Below are 19,231 nucleotides of genomic sequence, written 5' to 3' on the forward strand. Positions count from 1 at the left end.
TATTTGATATAATGAAGCTAATCTAAATAGGGTGGGGGCACGGTCGACGTTGCAAAATGAGAGACAGCCGCTATATATACAAATACAGACGTATTTCAAAACGCTGATTGGATCGGGAAAGCTGTCCGAGAATGACAAAATTCCGTCGGAAAAAGAGCTTATGGAGCAGTTCGATGTCAGTAGAATTACGGTTGCCAACGCGTTGGCGGAAATGGCGAAGGAAGGCTGGATTTACCGGATTCCCGGGCGGGGCAGCTTCGTCAATCAAGGCGTTCAATCGTTAATCGATCAGCAGAAATTGGAGGCTTCCAGGCCGGAAGAGTCTTTGACGGTTGTATCAGAGACCAGCTTTTTCTCGCGCCGCAAGATGATTGGTTTCATTATTCCGTCCATGGAAGACTTCTTCGCCATCCGCTTGGTTCAGGGGATTAATAAAGTGCTGGCGAATTCGGAGTATTACCCGCTTATCCTGTACACTTACAATTCCATTGAACGTGAAAAAGAAGGGATCGCCGAACTGGTGCAAAAGGGAGCAGCCGGGCTCATCATTTTCCCATCGGACGCGGAGAACTATAATGAAGAGATTTTGACATTAAAGGTTCGCCGATATCCGTTTGTGCTGGTGGATCGGTACTTTCCGGGCGTAGAGACGAATTATGTTTGCTCCAATGGGTTCTTGGGCGCGCAATTAGCGGTAGATCATCTGTGGGAGCTTGGGCATCGGGACATCGCCATATGTTCGGACTCGCCGCTGCCGACGTTCACGGTGGAAGATCGGATAGCTGGATACATGGATGCGCTGAAGAAAAAAGGGGCCATGATTAATCCGGCATTGCTATTGACTGAATTCCATGTCGATTACAGCAATCTGGAGGAAGACGATCATGCGTTGTACAGGTATGTGAAGAACCGAATGGCGACCGCTTTTATTACATTAAACGGGAAGCTCGGACTGCACATCGCTTCCATTGCGAAGCGTCTGAACTTGCGGGTGCCTGAGGACATCTCCATTCTGACGTTCGACGATCCATCTCCAGGCTTTGAAGAATTCAATTATTTCACGCATATTGCTCAGTCCGAAGAGGACATGGGGATACAGGCGGCCCAAATCTTAATTAATCAAATTGAAGCCCCTGCCAAATCTGCGGTTCTATATAATAAGAAGGTTTTGCAGCCGCAGTTGGTCGTTCGGCAAACTACGGGGCTGAAACCCCAAATGATGTAGGGTGAGTAACGTGATGGTATGGTGGAGGGAGTAAGGCAGCACTGGCATTTTTAGTGGGAACTGTAGTCCGCTAATTCTGTGAAAAGCAGCATTTTCCACATGTGAGGGGAACTATGGTCCGCTATTATGCCACTTTCACCCGGTAAGCTTGTCAAAGATGCGAAATAAGACCCTCTAGTTCCGCTCAGAGAGGAAATAGCTCGGTTTCTTCGAAATAAGGGACTATAGTTCCCTGAAGATAGCTTTAGCTAGGTTGCCGGGTTGCCGGGTTATTGGGTTATTGGGTTATTGGGTTGTTGATTGTGGCATTGCAACTAGCTAGGTTCTATTTAATTTGTTATTGGCAGTTGAGGTGGAAGTTGGCTGTAGGGTGAGTAGCGTGATGTTAGAGTGGAAGTTAATAAAGCAGCAAACACCAAAGTCTGGCGGAATTTCAATCCGTCAGGCTTTTTTTAATAGAATATAAGTGTTTCTGATGTCCGCTACAACTCCAAAGCACCTCCTTTTCGCCAAATATCGGTTCTTATGTCCGCAAACTAATTAACCATAGTATAATAATTGACGACATCTATGTTTTTAAGTAAGATAAGCACGATTCGATCTAGTTCTATAATCCACAAGGAGGGCTTTATGTCCAGAGAACCTTTTCATTACTCCCAAGAATTTGCCCGGCAACTTGATAAAGAAGATGAGCTAGCTCGTTTTCGGGATGAGTTTTATTTGAATTCGGAATCGATTTATATGGATGGCAACTCACTCGGCCTGTTATCCAGACGTGCTGAGCGAACGTTGTTGGAAGTCGTTGATGCTTGGAAAACGCAAGGCATTGATGGCTGGCTGCAAGGGCAATATCCTTGGTTTTATTTATCAGAAAAGTTGGCAGCCTTAAGCGCACCGCTAGTTGGCGGTTCCGAAGACGAGATCATTGTGACGGGTTCCACAACAACGAATTTACATCAGCTTGTGGCGACTTTTTATAAGCCTGAAGGCAGCAGAACGAAGATTATGGCGGATGAATTAACGTTTCCATCGGATATTTATGCGCTTCAAAGTCAATTACTGCTGCATGGATACGATCCATCCGAACATTTGGTTCAAGTGGAAAGTCGCGACGGGCGTACAATTGAAGAAGATGATATTATTGCGGCAATGACGGATGAAATCGCATTGATTATTCTGCCGACGGTGCTCTACCGCAGCGGTCAATTGCTCGATATCGAGCGTTTAACAGCTGAAGCTCACGCTCGCGGCATTCTCATTGGCTTTGATGGATGCCATTCTGTAGGAGCAGTTCCGCATCACTTGAGTAAATGGGACGTTGATTTTGCATTTTGGTGCAACTACAAATATTTGAACAATGGGCCAGGCGGTGCAGCAAGCTTATACGTAAATCGCAAACATTTCGGTCGCTTGCCAGGATTGGCCGGTTGGTTCGGTTCACGGAAAGACAAACAATTTGATATGGAGCATCAGTTTGTTCCAGCGGAGAATGCAGGTGCTTTTCAAATTGGCACGCCGCATATCTTAAGTATGGCTCCGCTTATTGGATCTCTGGAAATGTTCGCAGATGCCGGGATCGAGAATCTCCGCCAGAAATCCTTGCATATAACCTCTTATATGATCGATTTAATTGAACAGGAATTGGACGGAATGGGCTTCACAATCGGGAATCCAAGAGATGATCTGCGCAGAGGCGGGCATGTCTGTTTAGAGCATGTGGAAGCAGCTCGGATTTGCAAATCTTTAAAGGAAAATAAGATTATTCCTGATTTCAGAGCTCCGAACATCATTCGTCTAGCTCCTGTTGCGCTCTATACAACGTACGATGAAGTGTGGGAGACTGTGCAGCGATTAAAAGCTATCATGCTTGAAAAGCAATACGAGAAATTCGAGAATACACGCGACGTAGTCGCATAACAAGCATCTGCCAATCGTTGAAAGGAAGGATGACGACCATGATTGATATTTCTCGCCCTTTGCAAACAGGTGTACCGACTTGGCCAGGGGATACGCCCTTCTCGTACGAGGTCAGTTGGACGAAGGAACAAAGCGGTTCAGTGAATGTGGGCAAACTGACGATGAGTATCCACACGGGTACGCATGTCGATGCGCCATTTCATTTTGACAATGAAGGTCGTAAGGTCATGGACCTAGATATGGAGCTGTACATCGGACCTGCGCGGGTTATTGATCTCTCGGGCAAATCGAGCATCGGCGCAGAGGATTTGAAGGCGTATGATATAGACGGCATCACTCGTTTGTTAATTCGCACTAATTCCTGGTCCAATCCGCAAGAATTTCCTACAGAGATTACCTATTTGAGAGGTGATGTAGGACCTTATTTAGCGGAAAAGGGAATACGGCTTATCGGGGTGGATGTCCCCTCGGTTGATCCGCTTGATAGCAAAGAATTGTCTGCCCATCACACGCTCCATGCGAATGATATTCATATTCTGGAAGGAATCAATTTGGCACATATTGCGCCAGGCGATTATGAATTAATAGCGCTTCCTCTACCGCTGGTTGAGGCGGATGGAAGTCCTGTCAGGGCTATTCTGCGCAGCTTGAAGTAACAATTTATACAATCCATAGTAGGAGTGAATCACGTGTCCCATTCAGAGAATCACGAACAAACGCATTCCAAAGCAGCGGATGCCACTATTCATGGCGACTTTTCCAAAGAGATGTCTTATGGTGATTATCTCCAACTCGATAAAGTGTTGTCCAGTCAACAACGGCTATCTGGGCATCACGATGAAATGCTGTTTATCATCATCCACCAAGCCAGTGAACTTTGGATGAAGCTGATTTTGCATGAATTGGAAGCCGCGCGCCTTCATATTCAACAGAATAATTTGGAGCCGGCCTTCAAAATGTTAGCTCGCGTCTCAAGAATCCAGCAGCAACTGATCCAATCCTGGGATGTTCTATCGACGTTGACTCCCGCTGAGTATATGCAATTCCGGAACAGCCTCGGCCGGTCATCAGGGTTCCAGTCCTTCCAGAATCGGCTTATCGAATTCATGTTGGGCGGCAAGCAAACCAAAGTTTTGTCTGTCTATGAGCACCAACCGGAGCTCCACCAACAATTGAACCAAGCGCTTCACGAGCCTAGCCTCTATGATGCAGCTGTTAAGGCTCTTTCTATGCGAGGTTTGGAAATCGATGCGGATCATTTGCAGCGGGATTGGTCTCAGGAATACAAGGGAAATGCCAGCGTCAAAGCAGCGTGGTTGACCGTGTATCAAGATGTGGAACGCTATTGGGATCTCTATGAACTTGCAGAAAAGCTGGTTGATATCGACAGCCGCCAACAGCAATGGCGATTCAATCACATGGTAACGGTTGAGAGGATTATCGGATTCAAGTCAGGGACTGGCGGCTCAGCAGGTGTTGAATATTTAAAACACGTTGTTGCGCAGCGTTATTTCCCTGAACTATGGAGTCTTCGTACTGATCTATAGGCTAAGAACGAATCTTTCAGCTAAAGCCCGAAACCTTCCTCATGAATAAAGGGGAAGGTTTTTTTGCGGGGAGGGAACTACAGTCCGCTAATTCAGCTGGAAGCGGCTCATAGTTCCCCTTCTGTGTGAAAATGGGCGCATTTCGCAGACATAGCGCCCTGTAGTTCCCATCAGCGGTCACGCTTGACCGATGGGGGGAATGAGAGGGGCAATCGCCCCTCAATTGTTAGGCTAGTTTAAGAGCGAGCTATGTGCGACTTTCGGAGGGTTAAGCGTGTGAACGCTGATGAAATCAGCGGTTAAGAGAAGCGTCGAGGGGCGCGCAGCCTCATGAAAGAGTTGAGGTGGCGGTCTCCTTCACCTTTGGGAGCGGAACTACATCGACATCGATCACGAAACCAACATTGAAAATGTTGTATTGCAACTTTGGTAAAGAGAAGATACAATTTCTAATAAATTCGTTTACGGAATGGACGGTGGGTTTGTTGTGAAATTGCCCTTCCTTTTACGCCTTGTCGATAGCCGCAAAAGTGCACTTTCAACGATCATCGCCTCCAACTTATTTATACTTTTGATACCGCTTGCAATGGGGCTTTTTCTGTACACGAAAGTGGAACAAAGCTTGGAGCGGAGCACGACAAGAACCAATGTTGCCATGCTTGAGCAGCTGAAGCTGTCACTAGATAACAAGTTGGCAGAAGTGGATACCTTAATGCGCCAAGTGGTGTTTGATCCGAAGCTGGATTATATGCTAAGAATCCCTGCCAACTCAAATGATGTAGACAAATATGAATTTATCCAATTCATGCGCGACAAAATGAGTAAGTATCACAGTATGACCAGCAATTTTATCCTCGATTATTATGTCTATTTCGCAAAAAGCGATACCATTGTCAAACCGGACTTGGTAGCGGATTCGCGGACCTTCTATTCCATCTACTACGCTTATAGGGACATGTCATACGAGGGGTGGCACCAGCTTCTGGATACGGAGCATAAGATGTCGTATTTACCGGTTGCTCCCTTGTCGAACGCGCAAGAGCAAGACCCGAAGAATGTTATTACTTATATGCAATCACTTCCTGTTCAATCGCAGTCGCAGAATCTCGGAAGCTTCATCGTGCTGATTGATGGCGATCAAGTGAAAGAATTGTTCGCACAAATGGAGTCTGCCAGTCATAGCGCCGTTTATATTATCGATCATGCAGGGAAAACCATTATGAGCAACAGTGATTCACCTTTCCCTTCCGACTTGCTGGGGCGTGTTGAAGAAAGCTCAGGGCCTTTTGATTACCGACTCGCAGGTGTTGACCAAGTGGTTTCGGTTACCTCCTCGCAAAAAGCGGGTTGGAAGTATGTCTCGATCATGCCCAATGATGTTTTCATGCAGCAGGTGAATCAAATTCAGAGTTGGTCAATTGGTCTGTTCATCCTATGTTTAATTTGTGGTCTAGTGGCTGTCAGTATTGGCGCCTACCGGACGTACAAACCTCTCCAGAAGACGGTAAATGCGATTATGCGCGGAAAAGAAATGATCAGACGCCCGTTCTCGAATGAATACGAGTTTATTCGGCAAACCGTTGAGGGCTCTATCCATGAAGAGAAGAACTTGCGCATGACGCTAACACAGCAAATTCCGTTCATCCGGGCCAACTATTTGTCTCGTCTTCTGAATGGTCACATGGATGTGGATGTGTCAGCAGCAAATGGCGATTCTCTTCAATTTATGGATTTGAAATTTACAAGTGACTCTTTTGCCGTGCTTCTCATCAAGATTGAAGATATTCCGTTTGTAGCAGCGGAAGAAGAAGAGCAGCAGTGGGCACATGCAAGGTTCATTATTTCCAATATCGGTACGGATTTAATTGCGGCAAATCATAGAGGATTTTCAGTCGAGCTTGACCGAGATCGCATTGCCCTTCTCATTAATTTAGCCTCAAATCAAGAGAAATTCGCCGAATCTGATATTCGAGATATCAGTAACTCGCTCTTCAGCATCACTTCGCAAAGATTCCAAATTGGTATCACAATAGCCATTGGCGGGATTCATTCGGGACCCAAAGCTATTCGTGATTCTTATCCTGAAGCACTGGCAGCACTTGAATATAGGCTGATCCTGGGGAAGCATACAACGATCTATTTTCAGGATATTCTCGAAGTCAAACAGCATTACTACTATCCGCTTGAAAGTGAGATTCAGTTGATTAATTTTGTCCGAAGCGGGGATGCCGAGAATGTGGAAAAGCTGCTTAATAAAATATATGCGATGAATTTCGACGCTGGTCATATGACACCGGAGCTAGGTAAATGTTTGTTTTTCAATGTGACGAGTACGCTTTTGAAAATTGTTAACTCCTCGAATACGAGTCAGGAGGAAGTGCTTGGCGCTGACTTCGACCCGATTAAGGAAGTATTCAGTTATCCAACGGCGCAAGGGATGTATACCAAAACGAAAGAACTTTTCGAGACGCTTACTCGTTCCTTTAATGTGGAGCGGTCTGATCATAGTACGCAGCGCCTGGAGGAGATCATCGGCATTGTACACGAGCATCTGGATGACTCGAACCTTGGCGTGGCACAAATTGCTGAACGTATTCAAATGTCACCGCAATATCTTTCTACCTTCTTCAAAAAACATCAGGGACAAAACCTGCTGGATTACATTACGCATAAACGGATTCAACAAGCGAAGCAGTTAATGACGAACAAAGAACTGACCATTGTACAGATCGCACAAAAGATCGGTTACAACAATGATGTTGTTTTCATCCGAGCGTTCAAGAAGCTAGAGGGCGTAACGCCGGGTAAATACCGGGAGACGAAATTAACAGAAATCAGCAGCTAGATCGCATAAATGGCAGCCTCTTGGGGCTGCTTATTTCTTTCCTATTGGCTACAGACGATTTCTAATATGGACTGATGAATTCTCATATTGCCTGCGTTTCTTACTTAAATACTACGGGGATGAGAACTAGGCAGTAGTCAGGTCGGGGCTGGAGAAGCATACTTGGGAACAGGTGCTGGATGACAATCGCAGTGCCGACCAAGCTTAGGGTACTCATATAAAGGGAGGCATGAAAAATGAAGAAACGTTTGAAACAAGTTGGATCTGTTGTATTGCTTTCAGCTCTGGTGGCTTCGGCAGCCGCCTGCAGCAGTAACTCAGGAACTGAGAGTTCATCCACGGCACCACAGACAGGCAATTCAGCTGAACCGCCAAAGTTGACGAAATTATCCTACTGGGTATCCAATCACCCAGCGGCTTCAGGTCAGATGAAAACGTACGCTGAAATGGGGATGTACAAGGAGCTTGAGAAAGTAACCGGAGTCAAGGTTGAGTTTCAACATCCTCCGCTTGAGGTGCCACAGGCGCAAGAGCAATTCAATTTAATGGTTGCGACGAACGAGCTGCCAGATGTCATTGAAGCTAGTTGGGGAGCAACTAGCGGTGCGGTCGTCCGATACCCAGGTGGACCGGAAAAAGCCATTTTAGATAAAAAAATCATTAAATTGAACGATTTGATCGACAAATATGCACCTAATCTTAAGAAGCTGCTGAATGAACATCCGGATTGGAAGAAGCAAATTTCAACAGATGAAGGAAGCATCTATGCATTCCCATTCTTACGCGGAGATGACAAAGTCAGAGTGTTCTTCGGGCCATCGGTCCGTCAGGATTGGCTGGATAAGCTAGGCCTCCAGATGCCGACGACAATCGACGAATGGTACACCGTCCTCAAAGCATTTAAAGAAAAGGACCCGAATGGCAATGGCAAAGCGGATGAGATTCCAATTTATTTGGACAAAAACCTGTTTGCTACCGATGCGCCTTTCCTCGGAGCTTGGGGGATTAACTACAGCTTCTATCAGGACGGGGGAAAAGTGAAATACGGACCGATCCAGCCTGAATACAAAGAATTCTTGACTACTATGAACAAATGGTACAAGGAAGGCCTGCTGGATAAGGATTTCGCAGCACCTAATGATAAATTATTCGATAACAAAATGACGACCAATCTCATAGGAGCAACCGCTTCATTTAATGGGGGAGGCATTGGTAAATATGCGGGTCTCATGAAGGACAAAGATCCCAAGTTTGATCTGGAAGCGGCACCTTATCCGGTATTAAAAACAGGCGATAAAGCGATTTGGGGACAGAAGGATTTTGCCTATAACGGTGTTGGGGCGGCGATTTCGACAGCCAATAAAAATCCCATCGAAACCGTCAAATGGCTTGATTACGCTTATGGTGATAAAGGAGATCTTCTCTTCAACTATGGGGTTGAGGGCACTAGCTACAAGATGGAGAGTAATAAAGCAACCTTCCTTCCTGAGATTTTGAATCCTCCGGCTGGGACTAGCATCCAGCAAGCGATTGCCAAGTATAATCGGGCAACTTGGAGTGCTCCTTTTGTACTCAGCGATAATTTCCAAATGCAATATCTCGCTCTGCCACAGCAGAAGAAAGCTTTGGAAATCTGGTCGAAGCCAACGGCGGAGCGGAAGATCCCTCTTGTTTCTCCGACGCAGGATGAAAGCAGCAAGTTCGCCTCCATTGTAACGGATATCCAAACGTATCAAGACGAGATGCTGTTGAAATTCATTATGGGCGTGGAGCCGATTACTAATTTCGATCAATATGTGAAAAAGATTCAGAGTATGGGGATTGATGAAGCGGTCAAAATCCAGCAAGGGGCGCTTGAGCGTTTCAATAAACGATAAGAGAGATTGGAATCGGGGATGAACTGGGATTGTTTATCCCCTCGTTTTCTTGTAGAAACCTGAAAGAAAGGATAGGGAGACGATGAGGAAAAGTCCTGTAAACGGTGCGGCTGAACATGCCGTAACAACAACGAAAACATATCGCAATCCGACTGTCCTGCAAACCATACGCGCTGATGTGAAACGGCACTGGTCCATTTACGTCATGGCAATTCCCGTCATTGCTTATTACCTCCTATTTCATTATGGGCCGATGTACGGATTGCAAATTGCTTTTAAAGACTTTTCGCCTGCGAAAGGGATTCTGGGAAGTCCATGGGTCGGATTTAAACATTTTGAAAGCTTTTTTAACGGCATCTATTTCTGGCGCTTAATTAAAAATACGATCTTGATCAACCTCTATGATCTGTTATTCGGCTTTCCGGCGGCTATCGTTCTGGCGCTGCTGCTCAATGAAATTCGCCACAGTGTATTTAAGCGGGTTGTCCAATCCATCTCTTATTTGCCGCATTTCATTTCTATCGTGGTTGTGGCTGGGATGATGATAGATTTCTTAAGCCGCACTGGGCTTATTAATCAATTGACTGGCATCTTTGGCATCGAACCGATTGATTTCTTGCAGGATGAGAATTGGTTCCGCTTTCTATTCGTTTCGTCTGGCATATGGCAAGGTATTGGTTGGGGCTCTATTGTTTATTTGGCGGCAATGGCGACGATTGACCCAACGCTGTATGAGGCGGCCAGGATGGATGGCGCTAACCGCTGGAAGCAAACACTGCATATAACAATCCCAGGCATCATGCCAACAATTGTGATCTTATTTATCTTACAAATGGGCAACATGCTGACGGTTGGCAGCGAAAAGGTGCTGTTGCTTTACAATCCGCTTACTTATGGAACAGCAGACGTTATATCGACCTATGTTTATCGCAAAGGGGTATTAGAGGCAAGTTATAGCTTCACGGCAGCTGTCGGGTTATTTAATTCGGTGATCAGCTTTATTCTGATCGTTGCGGCCAATAGCTTTGTCAAACGGATCAGCGAGAACAAACTGTGGTAAGGAGATTTGCACATGAAACTAACCAGTGGAGAGCGAACATTTGGCTACTTCAATATGCTGCTGATGCTCGTGCTATGCGGGGTCACGCTGTATCCTTTCTTATACGTGGCATTCGCTTCGCTAAGTGATGCGACATCCCTGCTGCAGCATCGAGGTATCATGCTCAAACCGGCAGGCTTTGATCTTGGTGCCTATAAGGCTGTTTTCGAGAATCCGATGATCATGAAGGGGTATCAGAATACGCTAATCTATGTCGTGCTCGGAACGACGATTAACTTGCTTATGACGGCGATTGGCGCCTATGTGTTGTCCAGACAGAATCTCTATTTTAAAAATATAATCATGTTCTTTATCGTCGTGACGATGGTTTTCCATGGGGGACTCATTCCGAGTTACCTGCTCGTGAACTCTCTTGGCATGATGAATACGATGTGGGCCATCCTTATTCCAGGTGCAATTAATACGTTCAATATGATTATTATGCGTACGTCTTTTCAAGGCATCCCGGTCAGTCTGGAGGAGTCAGCCAGGATGGATGGCGCTAATGATTGGGTGATTTTATTCCGAATTGTTATCCCTCTTTCGATGCCCGTTATTGCGGTTATGATTTTGTGGTATGCCGTAGGACATTGGAATTCCTACTTTAATGCGCTTGTGTATTTGCGGAACCGTGAAGCTTATCCTCTTCAGCTCGTGCTCCGTGAAATATTGATCTCCAACAATACGGACTCGATGATGACGGGTGGCGGCGACGACAAATATGCGATTGGAGAAACCATTAAATATGCGGCCATAATGGTCTCTACGCTGCCAATCATTTGCTTATATCCGTTCCTACAGAAGTATTTTGTCCAAGGTGTGCTGATTGGCGCCATTAAGGAGTGAGGGGAAGGAGGGGATCCTGTGAGAGGCGTGATTTTTGAAAATGCTCCGAGCAGTTGGAATGAGGCTTTGCCGATCGGTAATGGACACTTTGGCGGCATGGCGTATTTCGAAGATAACAAGCTGACCCTTGCGCTCAATCATTATGAAGTTTATTATCAAAAGCTTCATCGTTACAGCAAGAAATACCGACATGGTGAGGGTCCAGATTTCACCCATCAATATGGACGTACATTTGATGAATTGAAAAAGCTGGCTGCTGAGATGTATCGTAATCCCGAACAAGATCCGTTATTTCTATATGGCGATGCGCTAAACCCGAATAGCATGTACAGGAAATATGGCAAACCTTCGGGAGGGTCCTCCCATTATCCAACGGGGGAAATTCACTTATTTCCATGTAAGAAGCTGTCAGATCCTGATAAATATTCATTATCACTTGATATTGAAAGGGCAGTCGTTCAGTTCAATGTGGAAAAAGATCAGGATAAGCTTGAAGTGAGCACGATGATTGCTCAAGATGGCGATTATGTCATTACCACAATTCGTCAGACGAATGAAGTATTGTTACCCTCGGTAGCGCTATCTGTCCCCCGTAGAAGATATGTGGATATGCATGTGACGTATCATCAATTGGATGATACAACGTTTTACTACATGGGCGCTTTCTACCCGGACGGAGAAGAGAAGGAGCGCTGCGATCCGTTCTCGTTCATCGTGATGATGAGAATTATCGGAGCCAAGGGGAGCGTTGTTGCCGGTCCTGAGGATAGCCTGCGAATTGCCCTTCGTGATGCGGAAGCAAACCTGACACTGCTAACAACGGTGGTAACAGAGGAGGAGACCGAGGAACTTCTTTCGACCGCTCTGGCGAGGCTGACGAAGCCATCTGCGCAAGTGGAAGTGGACAACATGGTGGAGCGCCATCAAGCCTATTGGAAAAGTTTCTGGTCTCGAACCTCCATCACCTTGCCAGATAAAATGATTGAAGATCTCTGGTATATCAATTTATACGCAATCGCTTGCAGCAGTGGAAAAGGCGGCAGGATGCGCGAGCAAGCGTGTGGATTGAACGGCTTATGGGATATTAAGCAGCCAACCAAGTGGGGCAGCATGTGGTACTGGGACGTTAACATTCAAGCTGCGTTTTGGCCGCTTTATACGGCTAATCGCCTTGAAATCGCCGAAGCATTCAACGAGGGGTTGCTCTCTTATGTTCAGCTCGCTGAGCGAATGTCGCAGCAGTTTCATGGACTCGAAGGCGTTGCTGGTGATTATCCGCATGCCTTGTATGTCAGCATATGGCCCTGGTGCGCACAGTTCCTTTGGGATTATTATCGCTACAGCATGGATATCGATTTTCTTAGGGAGAAGGCCTATCCGCTGTTTAAGCAGATTGCCAGATTTTTCGAAGGCTATTTACAGGTGAATGAGCAATCTCGTCACTATGAGATATTTCCTGACATTTCTCCTGAGCAGGGGCCTTTGACTCGCAACTCCACTTGTTCTCTTGCGGCTCTTAAGTACTTGCTGAAGATCGCTGCGGAAGCGGGCGAGCTGCTTGGTGAAGCGGAAGCTGACCGGCTCAAGTGGAGCGAACTTGCGGACAACTTGGCTCCGTATTCGGCAGCTGTTTCCAAATCGTATGGGGATGTCTTGTTGGACTCGGAATGGGCTACTGCTGACATGCATTTGCGTCATCCTTCGCTCCTTATGCCTATTTATCCAATTGGGGAAATCAATAGATATAGCGAACCTCTTGTGCGAAAAAGAGGAGAGAATACACTTCGTTATGCAGCAAATCGGACGGAATACGGCATGTTTCAGTTTGGGTGGCTTTCTTGCAGCGCTTCGCGATTAGGGAAGGGCACTACTGCGCTTAGGCTCCTCTATGAGCAAGGCATCGATTTGTCGCTCAGGAGTAACGGTTTGTTTGCGGAAGAAACGGAACGCTGGATGAACTACTGCAACATTACGAATGAACCGTTGTACCATCCCCACATGATGGAGGCCTCTGGCGAAATGGTTGCTGCCGTGAATGAAATGCTGCTGCAGAGCTATGATGGGGTGATCGATGTGTTTCCGGCGCTGCCTTCTGGTGAGCCTGAGCCGGAATTAGCAATGGGTCTCTACGAGCATGAGGTAGATAGGAAGAAGTATGCGGAATGGAACCAATGCTCCTTCCGAGGTTTACTGGCAGTAGGTGCCTTCGAAGTTAGCGCAGAGCGGAAGAATGGCCGAACCTGTTGGGTGACTATCCAAAGTAAAGCGGGGAAGAAAGCTGTTGTCCGCAACCCGTTTCACGTAAGCGATAACGTATTGGTTTCAAAACGTGAGGGGCAATCCTGGAGCAGGGTGGATCATCAGGAAGATGAGGGACGGATTTCGTTTGATACGGAGAAGAACGGAGAGTATGCGATTCATCCTCATGGGGAGTCTATCGTACTGGACAATAGCCTGGACGCAAAGAGAGTCTATCCTCTTGTGCATGAAGCTCATACCTATCGAAGAGTGTTCCTTGGCAAAGATTCGGACACGCAGCACAAGAGATTGCTCGACCATTTCACCTTTGATTATTACTCCGGAAATTCCCGGGAATCAAGGCTGGCTGCTTATCGGTTTGATTTTGGCGTGGGATCGCTGGAGAAGGATTATAACAACGTGCTTCCCAGACAGGTTCATGTGGAAGGTGTTCTCGGCCAGACGTTCCGTAAAGTAACACGGGAGTCGATGTTTACGGCTTATTCCGGCATTGGCTGGGAGTGTACGAAGGAACTCAGAGCAATCGATCGCGGAGCTCCAGATGAGCTGCGAAGGGATTTTATTGGTGGAGAGAGTGAGGCGACGTTTGTGGTAGAGCTACCAAAGGGCAGATACGATTTGCTTTTCGTATCCGGCGATGCAGAGGCATCTTCCTATACGGAGATAGAAATCACTGGGGGAAGCATGTGGAAGCCGGAAAAAATGCTGAAAGCGGGCGAGTTTGCGACGGATATTTTGCCGATTACGCAAAAAAGTGATGGTTACGTAAAGTTGAGATTTCGTACCTGCGAAGGCTCGCAGTGGAGAATGAATGCGATAATTATTAATAAGAATTATACGTATTTGTAGGAGCGGGAGGTTTGATGCAGCTCTGAGTAACGGTAGGTTCGCCGTCTATTCCAGCTGAGGCGAGGTGACGATGCAGCTCGAATGCCTCTAGGAGCTGGGCAACGGGATGAGCGGCTGGCGGAGTAGATGTTACTTTGCAATTAACGCCGATTCCTCCAGCTAATTTCGACGACTGATCCACTTTTACCTAATTAACTGGAAATTATCCCGCTAATTTCACCGGATCTAGCAGATTTCGCGCAGCTACCACCGAAATAGATGGAGTTTCTACCGTTATTTCATGCACAGCCCCAATTTGGCGCAGATTAACGGTAGTTTTTCCATCTATTCCTGCTGAGGCGTCGCTCCTGATGAAGCCTAGCTTCCGCCACCCCCAAAGCGAAAAAAAAGACCGATAAAAGCCCATAATTCACGGGCCTTTATCGGTCTTCTTGCTATTGCGGGTTCGTCGTCCAAATCCCCGCCGTCTTTAGAAATACGCGCTGCGGCAATTTCAAAGCTGCCAAGATGAGCTCAGCTACATCCTCCGGCTGCATCATACGGTCCTCATCGCCTATCGGCAGGCCAGCTTTGACAGACAGCTCTGTGTTCACAGTGGATGGTGTGAGCGCAGTAACACGGATGTTCGATTTGCGAACCTCTTGCATGAGCGCTTCTGTCAGGCCGATGACAGCGAACTTCGAGGCACAGTAGGCTGAACCGGTGGCAAAACCCCGCTCCCCTGCAGTCGAAGCAATGTTAATGATGCTTCCGCTCTTGCGGCTCAGCATGGTTGGCAAGGCAGCGCGAGTCACATGATAGGTACCCATCAAATTGGTTTGGATAATTTGCTCCCATTGATCTGGATCCATGTCGACCAACGTGCCGAACTGAGCCGTTCCGGCATTATTGAGCAGGATATCCAGGGAACCCAATTCCCCGATTAGCAAGTCCACGGCACGTACCGCCTCTTCTCGCTTGGAAATGTCCGCTGTAGCAATGCTCACTTTGACGCCGTAGGTACTTGTCAACTCTTGTTGAAGGGATTCGAGGTCGGCACGGCTGCGCGCCAGTAGTCCAAGATTAACGCCCTCTTTGGCCAAAGCAATGGCAGCAGATTTACCGATCCCTTTTCCAGCTCCCGTGATGATGGCGGTTTGATTGTGTAAGTTCATGAGAAATCTCCTTTTATTCTGTGAATGTGGTATTCGTATTATGGAAAGTATGGCCCCATTTTATGCCATTTGGCGGGCAACGTCAATTTTAGCTGTTGGTATATTTTGTTATGGTAAATGAGCTCATCTTCCGTTATGTTAGATTATATTACATTAAAAATTCAGACAATATGATAAATTGGTGGGATACAAACTTGGTAAACGGTATCATATAATAAAGGCGTAAGATGGATGTTAAAAATAATAACATAAAGTGAGGGGTTCATGGATGATTCATGGAGTGATTAGAAAATCGGTGTTAGCTGCTGCTTCAGCTGCTGTACTGACAATTACAGCCTGCGGTAATGGAGCTGAGCCGGCAAAACAAGTAGGAACAACGCAAACATCAACGCAGCCCGCCTCAAAACAACAAGTTACACTCACTTTGGAGGAAAACTGGTCCACCCCGAACGTAGATAACCAGCTATACAAAGAAAGAATTCAGAAATTTCAACAGTTGAACCCGGATATCAAAATCGAAATGCAGGATATTCCGTCGGCTCAATATCGGACTAAGCTTCGTACGGAAGCGGCTGGCAACAGCATGCCGGATATGTTCATTTTATATCCAGGCGTCGATATGGATCCGTTCATCGATGCCGGCGTACTAATGCCGCTAGATGAAATTATGGATACTTGGAAAGATATTTTGCCTCCACAGTCGTTAGGTGGATATAAAGTAAACGGGAAGCAATATGCCGTCCCAACGAAGATGACTTTTGTCGATATTATTTACTACCACAAGGATATGTTAGCTAAAGTAGGCTACAATGAATTCCCTAAAACCTATACGGATTTCCTCGATCTGGTGAAAAAGCTCAAAGCTTCAGGGGTTACACCGATGGGGATCGGCAATAAGAATCGCTGGCCGCTTCAATCCACTGTAATGTCCGCTGTCGAGGATCGCATCGCAGGTACGGATTTCTTAACGAAGGTGAAACAAGGACAAGCGAAGTTTACGGATGCTGATTATGTGAAAGCACTTGGCATTTTCGACGAATTGACGAAGCTTGATGCCTTTAACGCTGATTTGAACACCATGGATGAAGTGCAAGTCCAAGATTACTTCCTGCAGAAGAAAGCGGCTATGACGATGACCAGCTCGACCATTGATACGAAGTTCCGTGTCAGTAACACAGAGGGCGGCGCTAATATTGGCATCGCATTGTTCCCATCCATAGACGGTGGCAAAGGAACAGCAGGCAAAAGTGCAGGAGTTATCCAATACGGAATCGGATTAAGCAAGGAATTAACAGGAGCTAAGAAAGAAGCAGCGTATAAATTCCTGAAATATTTCTACTCCCCTGAGCTGTACCAGAACTTGATGAGTAAAGGGATTGTCGTGCCGGCCAAAGTTGAAATGCCAGCAGACACAAGTAAATATTTGAAAGAAATGCTGGAGTTGACGAAATCAGGCGACGCGCTTGTATTTGACAGTGTCATGCCGGCGGCTGTGAAAGATTCCATCGAGAATGGGCTGCAAGCCATTACGATGAAACAGAAAACACCGGAGCAAATTGCCAAAGAGATGCAAGATGTCATGGATAAAGTGAAAAAATAATCGGCTAGCTAGTGCAAGCTCGAAGGCTAACGATTTGAAAGGGTGACGGAGATGAAAGCTTCCATTGGAGCATTTTCCTTCTATCAGCTTTTAAGTCAAAACGAAATGAATATTTACGGCTATCTGGAGACGGTGAAATACCGGTATCGATTGGATGCTGTAGATCTCTGGAACGGCTTTTTCGTAAACCGTGAGGTTCCCATCTGGGAACTTCCGGATGACGATGAGTTGCTGAAGATCAAACGCAACTTGGACGATAGGCAATTAACGGTTGCTAATATAGCGGTGGACCGCGCTCACTTATGGGACGCTGATCCGGACACCAGGCAGCAGTTGTACCGGAATGCGCAAGCTCATTTGAAAGCAGCGAAATTGCTTGGAGCTAAGACGGTTCGAATTGATGCCAATCGCGGCCCTGGTGAAGTGACAGAGGAGCAGTTCGAGTACACGGTTCGTACTTATCAGGAACTTGCCCAGCAAGCTTCGGACTACGGATTTACAGTGGGGCCTGAGAATCATACAGGAATTTCGCTGGATTTTCATTGGCTGAAGCGCTTGGCTGAAGCGGTTGCTCATCCAGGATACGGTATTTTACTGCATATCGACCGTTGGATAGAGGGGAATCAAGGAAATGAGATTGTTGCTCCTTGGGTCAACCACGTACATTTGGACAAACGAACAATCCTTTCCGAGAATACGGAATCAACAATCAAGTTCCTGAGTAGTTTTGGATATCAAGGGTATTGGGCAGTTGAATATAATGCTTTGTCCAATCCTTACATCGAGATAGAGTGGGCGCTAGCGGCTATGAAACGATTACTTGCATCTGCTAGCCAGAGTAAAGGCTAGGTGATCTGGAGGCGTACAGGATGGCAAATGCCAAGATTAGAATTGGTATTATTGGAACAGGAATTATCGGGAAAGCTCACTTGGATCAGTATGCCGAGATAGAGGGCGCCGAGGTCGTGGCTCTGTGTGATATTAATGAACAGGAAGCCCGCCGGGTTGCGGACAAATATGGAGTTGCTCATGTCTATACCGATTATAAGGAGCTATTGGCGCGAGAAGATATCGATGCGGTGGATGTCTGTCTGCACAACAACTTTCATGCGCCACTTACGATTGCTGCTCTGCAGGCAGGCAAACATGTCTACTGTGAGAAGCCGATCGCAGGCTCCTATTATGACGGCAAAGCTATGGTGGACGCAGCCAAGGAATATGGCAAGAAACTTCACATTCAACTTAGCACGCTGTATAAAAAAGAAACAAAGGCGGCCAAAGCGCTGATTGATGGCGGTCAACTGGGCAAATTGTTCCACGCTCGGTCGAATGGCTTCAGACGGCGCGGTAGACCCTTTGTCGATGGTTTCGGCACCGCTTATTTCACGAAAAAAGCAAGTGCAGGCGGCGGAGCTTTGTTAGATATGGGTGTCTATCATATCGCGCAAATGCTCTACTTGCTTGGTGAAACCGAAGTGGAACGCGTAACTGGTAAGCTCATTCAAGAAATGGAGATGGACGAGGGTCGCCGGGACCAAAGTGGATTCGACGTAGAAGAGTTGGCGCTTGGGTTCGTCACCCTTCGTAATGGAATCACGTTAGATATCTTTGAAGCATGGGCTGTTAATCTAGGAGGCGTGGAGGGGAGCAGCATCATAGGGTCCAAAGGCGGCATTCGGCTCCCGTCCTACCATTCCGGAGAGATGACCTCCGATATCAGCTTTCACACAACAGTTGCCGACATCGATCTGGACAGCAAGATTGATCTTAATCGCATGGATGTCCGCTTTCACAGAATGAGAGATAACGAAGATGCGTATGATTCATCGCAGAAGCATTGGATCGCTGCGCTGCAGGGACGCGTAGAGCTTTTACCGACTGCGGATATCGCACTTGCGACGATGCTGATTAGCGAAGGTTTATATTTATCTGATTCGCTCGGGCGGGAAACGACGGCTGCCGAGATTATAGCTGCCTCGCGTTCGCTGTCGATTCCAATGTAAGAGGGGCAAC

Annotated in this window: 13 protein-coding genes; 12 read left to right on the top strand and 1 reads right to left on the bottom strand. The window is 46.7% G+C overall.

What is annotated here, in order from left to right; genetic code table 11:
* The first annotated feature begins 49 nt into the window (after window positions 1-49).
* The 9 genes from GQF01_RS31410 (at window position 50) to GQF01_RS31450 (ending at window position 14,464) form a co-directional block, all read left to right on the top strand.
* Entirely contained in the window at window positions 50-1,225 is a 1,176-nt protein-coding gene (locus GQF01_RS31410; protein WP_161410992.1) for a GntR family transcriptional regulator, read from the top strand.
* Between the two features lie 630 nt (window positions 1,226-1,855).
* Window positions 1,856-3,142, top strand: coding sequence for a kynureninase (gene kynU / locus GQF01_RS31415; RefSeq protein WP_161410993.1), 1,287 nt, complete (start codon window positions 1,856-1,858; stop codon window positions 3,140-3,142).
* Between the two features lie 29 nt (window positions 3,143-3,171).
* On the top strand, window positions 3,172-3,798 hold the full coding sequence (gene kynB, locus GQF01_RS31420; protein ID WP_161410994.1) for an arylformamidase: 627 nt from the start codon (window positions 3,172-3,174) through the stop codon (window positions 3,796-3,798).
* Between the two features lie 33 nt (window positions 3,799-3,831).
* Window positions 3,832-4,689, top strand: coding sequence for a tryptophan 2,3-dioxygenase (kynA, locus tag GQF01_RS31425; protein WP_407945438.1), 858 nt, complete (start codon window positions 3,832-3,834; stop codon window positions 4,687-4,689).
* Window positions 4,690-5,158: 469 nt separating this feature from the next.
* A complete protein-coding gene (locus tag GQF01_RS31430) occupies window positions 5,159-7,534 on the top strand; it encodes a helix-turn-helix domain-containing protein (RefSeq protein ID WP_161410995.1) in 2,376 nt (791 codons plus the stop codon).
* A 236-nt stretch (window positions 7,535-7,770) separates the two neighbouring features.
* Complete coding sequence (locus GQF01_RS31435; protein ID WP_161410996.1) at window positions 7,771-9,411, top strand: type 2 periplasmic-binding domain-containing protein; 1,641 nt, start codon at window positions 7,771-7,773, stop codon at window positions 9,409-9,411.
* Window positions 9,412-9,493: 82 nt separating this feature from the next.
* Entirely contained in the window at window positions 9,494-10,471 is a 978-nt protein-coding gene (locus tag GQF01_RS31440) for an ABC transporter permease (RefSeq protein ID WP_161410997.1), read from the top strand.
* A 12-nt stretch (window positions 10,472-10,483) separates the two neighbouring features.
* Window positions 10,484-11,356, top strand: a complete 873-nt coding sequence (locus tag GQF01_RS31445; RefSeq protein WP_161410998.1) for a carbohydrate ABC transporter permease — start codon at window positions 10,484-10,486, stop codon at window positions 11,354-11,356.
* An 18-nt stretch (window positions 11,357-11,374) separates the two neighbouring features.
* Window positions 11,375-14,464 (top strand): glycosyl hydrolase family 95 catalytic domain-containing protein, encoded by a 3,090-nt coding sequence (locus GQF01_RS31450; protein ID WP_161410999.1) that lies wholly within the window; start codon window positions 11,375-11,377, stop codon window positions 14,462-14,464.
* Window positions 14,465-14,898: 434 nt separating this feature from the next.
* Here GQF01_RS31450 and GQF01_RS31455 read toward each other — a convergent pair whose 3' ends face one another.
* Complete coding sequence (locus tag GQF01_RS31455; RefSeq protein ID WP_161411000.1) at window positions 14,899-15,618, bottom strand: 3-ketoacyl-ACP reductase; 720 nt, start codon at window positions 15,616-15,618, stop codon at window positions 14,899-14,901.
* Window positions 15,619-15,898: 280 nt separating this feature from the next.
* Between GQF01_RS31455 and GQF01_RS31460 the strand changes: the two genes are divergently transcribed.
* Genes GQF01_RS31460 through GQF01_RS31470 form a run of 3 tightly spaced genes read left to right on the top strand, consistent with a single transcriptional unit; the run spans window position 15,899 to window position 19,221 of the window.
* Window positions 15,899-17,218, top strand: coding sequence for an extracellular solute-binding protein (locus GQF01_RS31460; RefSeq protein ID WP_328803567.1), 1,320 nt, complete (start codon window positions 15,899-15,901; stop codon window positions 17,216-17,218).
* A 51-nt stretch (window positions 17,219-17,269) separates the two neighbouring features.
* The gene (locus GQF01_RS31465; protein ID WP_161411002.1) at window positions 17,270-18,067 is read left to right on the top strand and encodes a sugar phosphate isomerase/epimerase family protein; all 798 of its coding nucleotides are present in this window, start codon (window positions 17,270-17,272) and stop codon (window positions 18,065-18,067) included.
* 20 nt (window positions 18,068-18,087) lie between these two features.
* The gene (locus GQF01_RS31470; protein ID WP_161411003.1) at window positions 18,088-19,221 is read left to right on the top strand and encodes a Gfo/Idh/MocA family protein; all 1,134 of its coding nucleotides are present in this window, start codon (window positions 18,088-18,090) and stop codon (window positions 19,219-19,221) included.
* The last annotated feature ends 10 nt before the right edge of the window (window positions 19,222-19,231 follow it).

The sequence above is a fragment of the Paenibacillus silvestris genome, assembly GCF_009882985.1.
Lineage (GTDB): Bacteria > Bacillota > Bacilli > Paenibacillales > NBRC-103111 > Paenibacillus_E > Paenibacillus_E silvestris.

Excerpts from the sequence above, each read along its gene's own strand:
- kynU (WP_161410993.1), top strand. The coding sequence starts at position 1,856 with ATGTCCAGAGAACCTTTTCATTACTCCCAAGAATTTGCCCGGCAACTT.
- kynB (WP_161410994.1), top strand. The coding sequence starts at position 3,172 with ATGACGACCATGATTGATATTTCTCGCCCTTTGCAAACAGGTGTACCG.
- GQF01_RS31430 (WP_161410995.1), top strand. The coding sequence starts at position 5,159 with ATGGACGGTGGGTTTGTTGTGAAATTGCCCTTCCTTTTACGCCTTGTC.
- GQF01_RS31435 (WP_161410996.1), top strand. The coding sequence starts at position 7,771 with ATGAAGAAACGTTTGAAACAAGTTGGATCTGTTGTATTGCTTTCAGCT.
- GQF01_RS31440 (WP_161410997.1), top strand. The coding sequence starts at position 9,494 with ATGAGGAAAAGTCCTGTAAACGGTGCGGCTGAACATGCCGTAACAACA.
- GQF01_RS31445 (WP_161410998.1), top strand. The coding sequence starts at position 10,484 with ATGAAACTAACCAGTGGAGAGCGAACATTTGGCTACTTCAATATGCTG.
- GQF01_RS31455 (WP_161411000.1), bottom strand. The coding sequence starts at position 15,618 with ATGAACTTACACAATCAAACCGCCATCATCACGGGAGCTGGAAAAGGG.
- GQF01_RS31465 (WP_161411002.1), top strand. The coding sequence starts at position 17,270 with ATGAAAGCTTCCATTGGAGCATTTTCCTTCTATCAGCTTTTAAGTCAA.
- GQF01_RS31470 (WP_161411003.1), top strand. The coding sequence starts at position 18,088 with ATGGCAAATGCCAAGATTAGAATTGGTATTATTGGAACAGGAATTATC.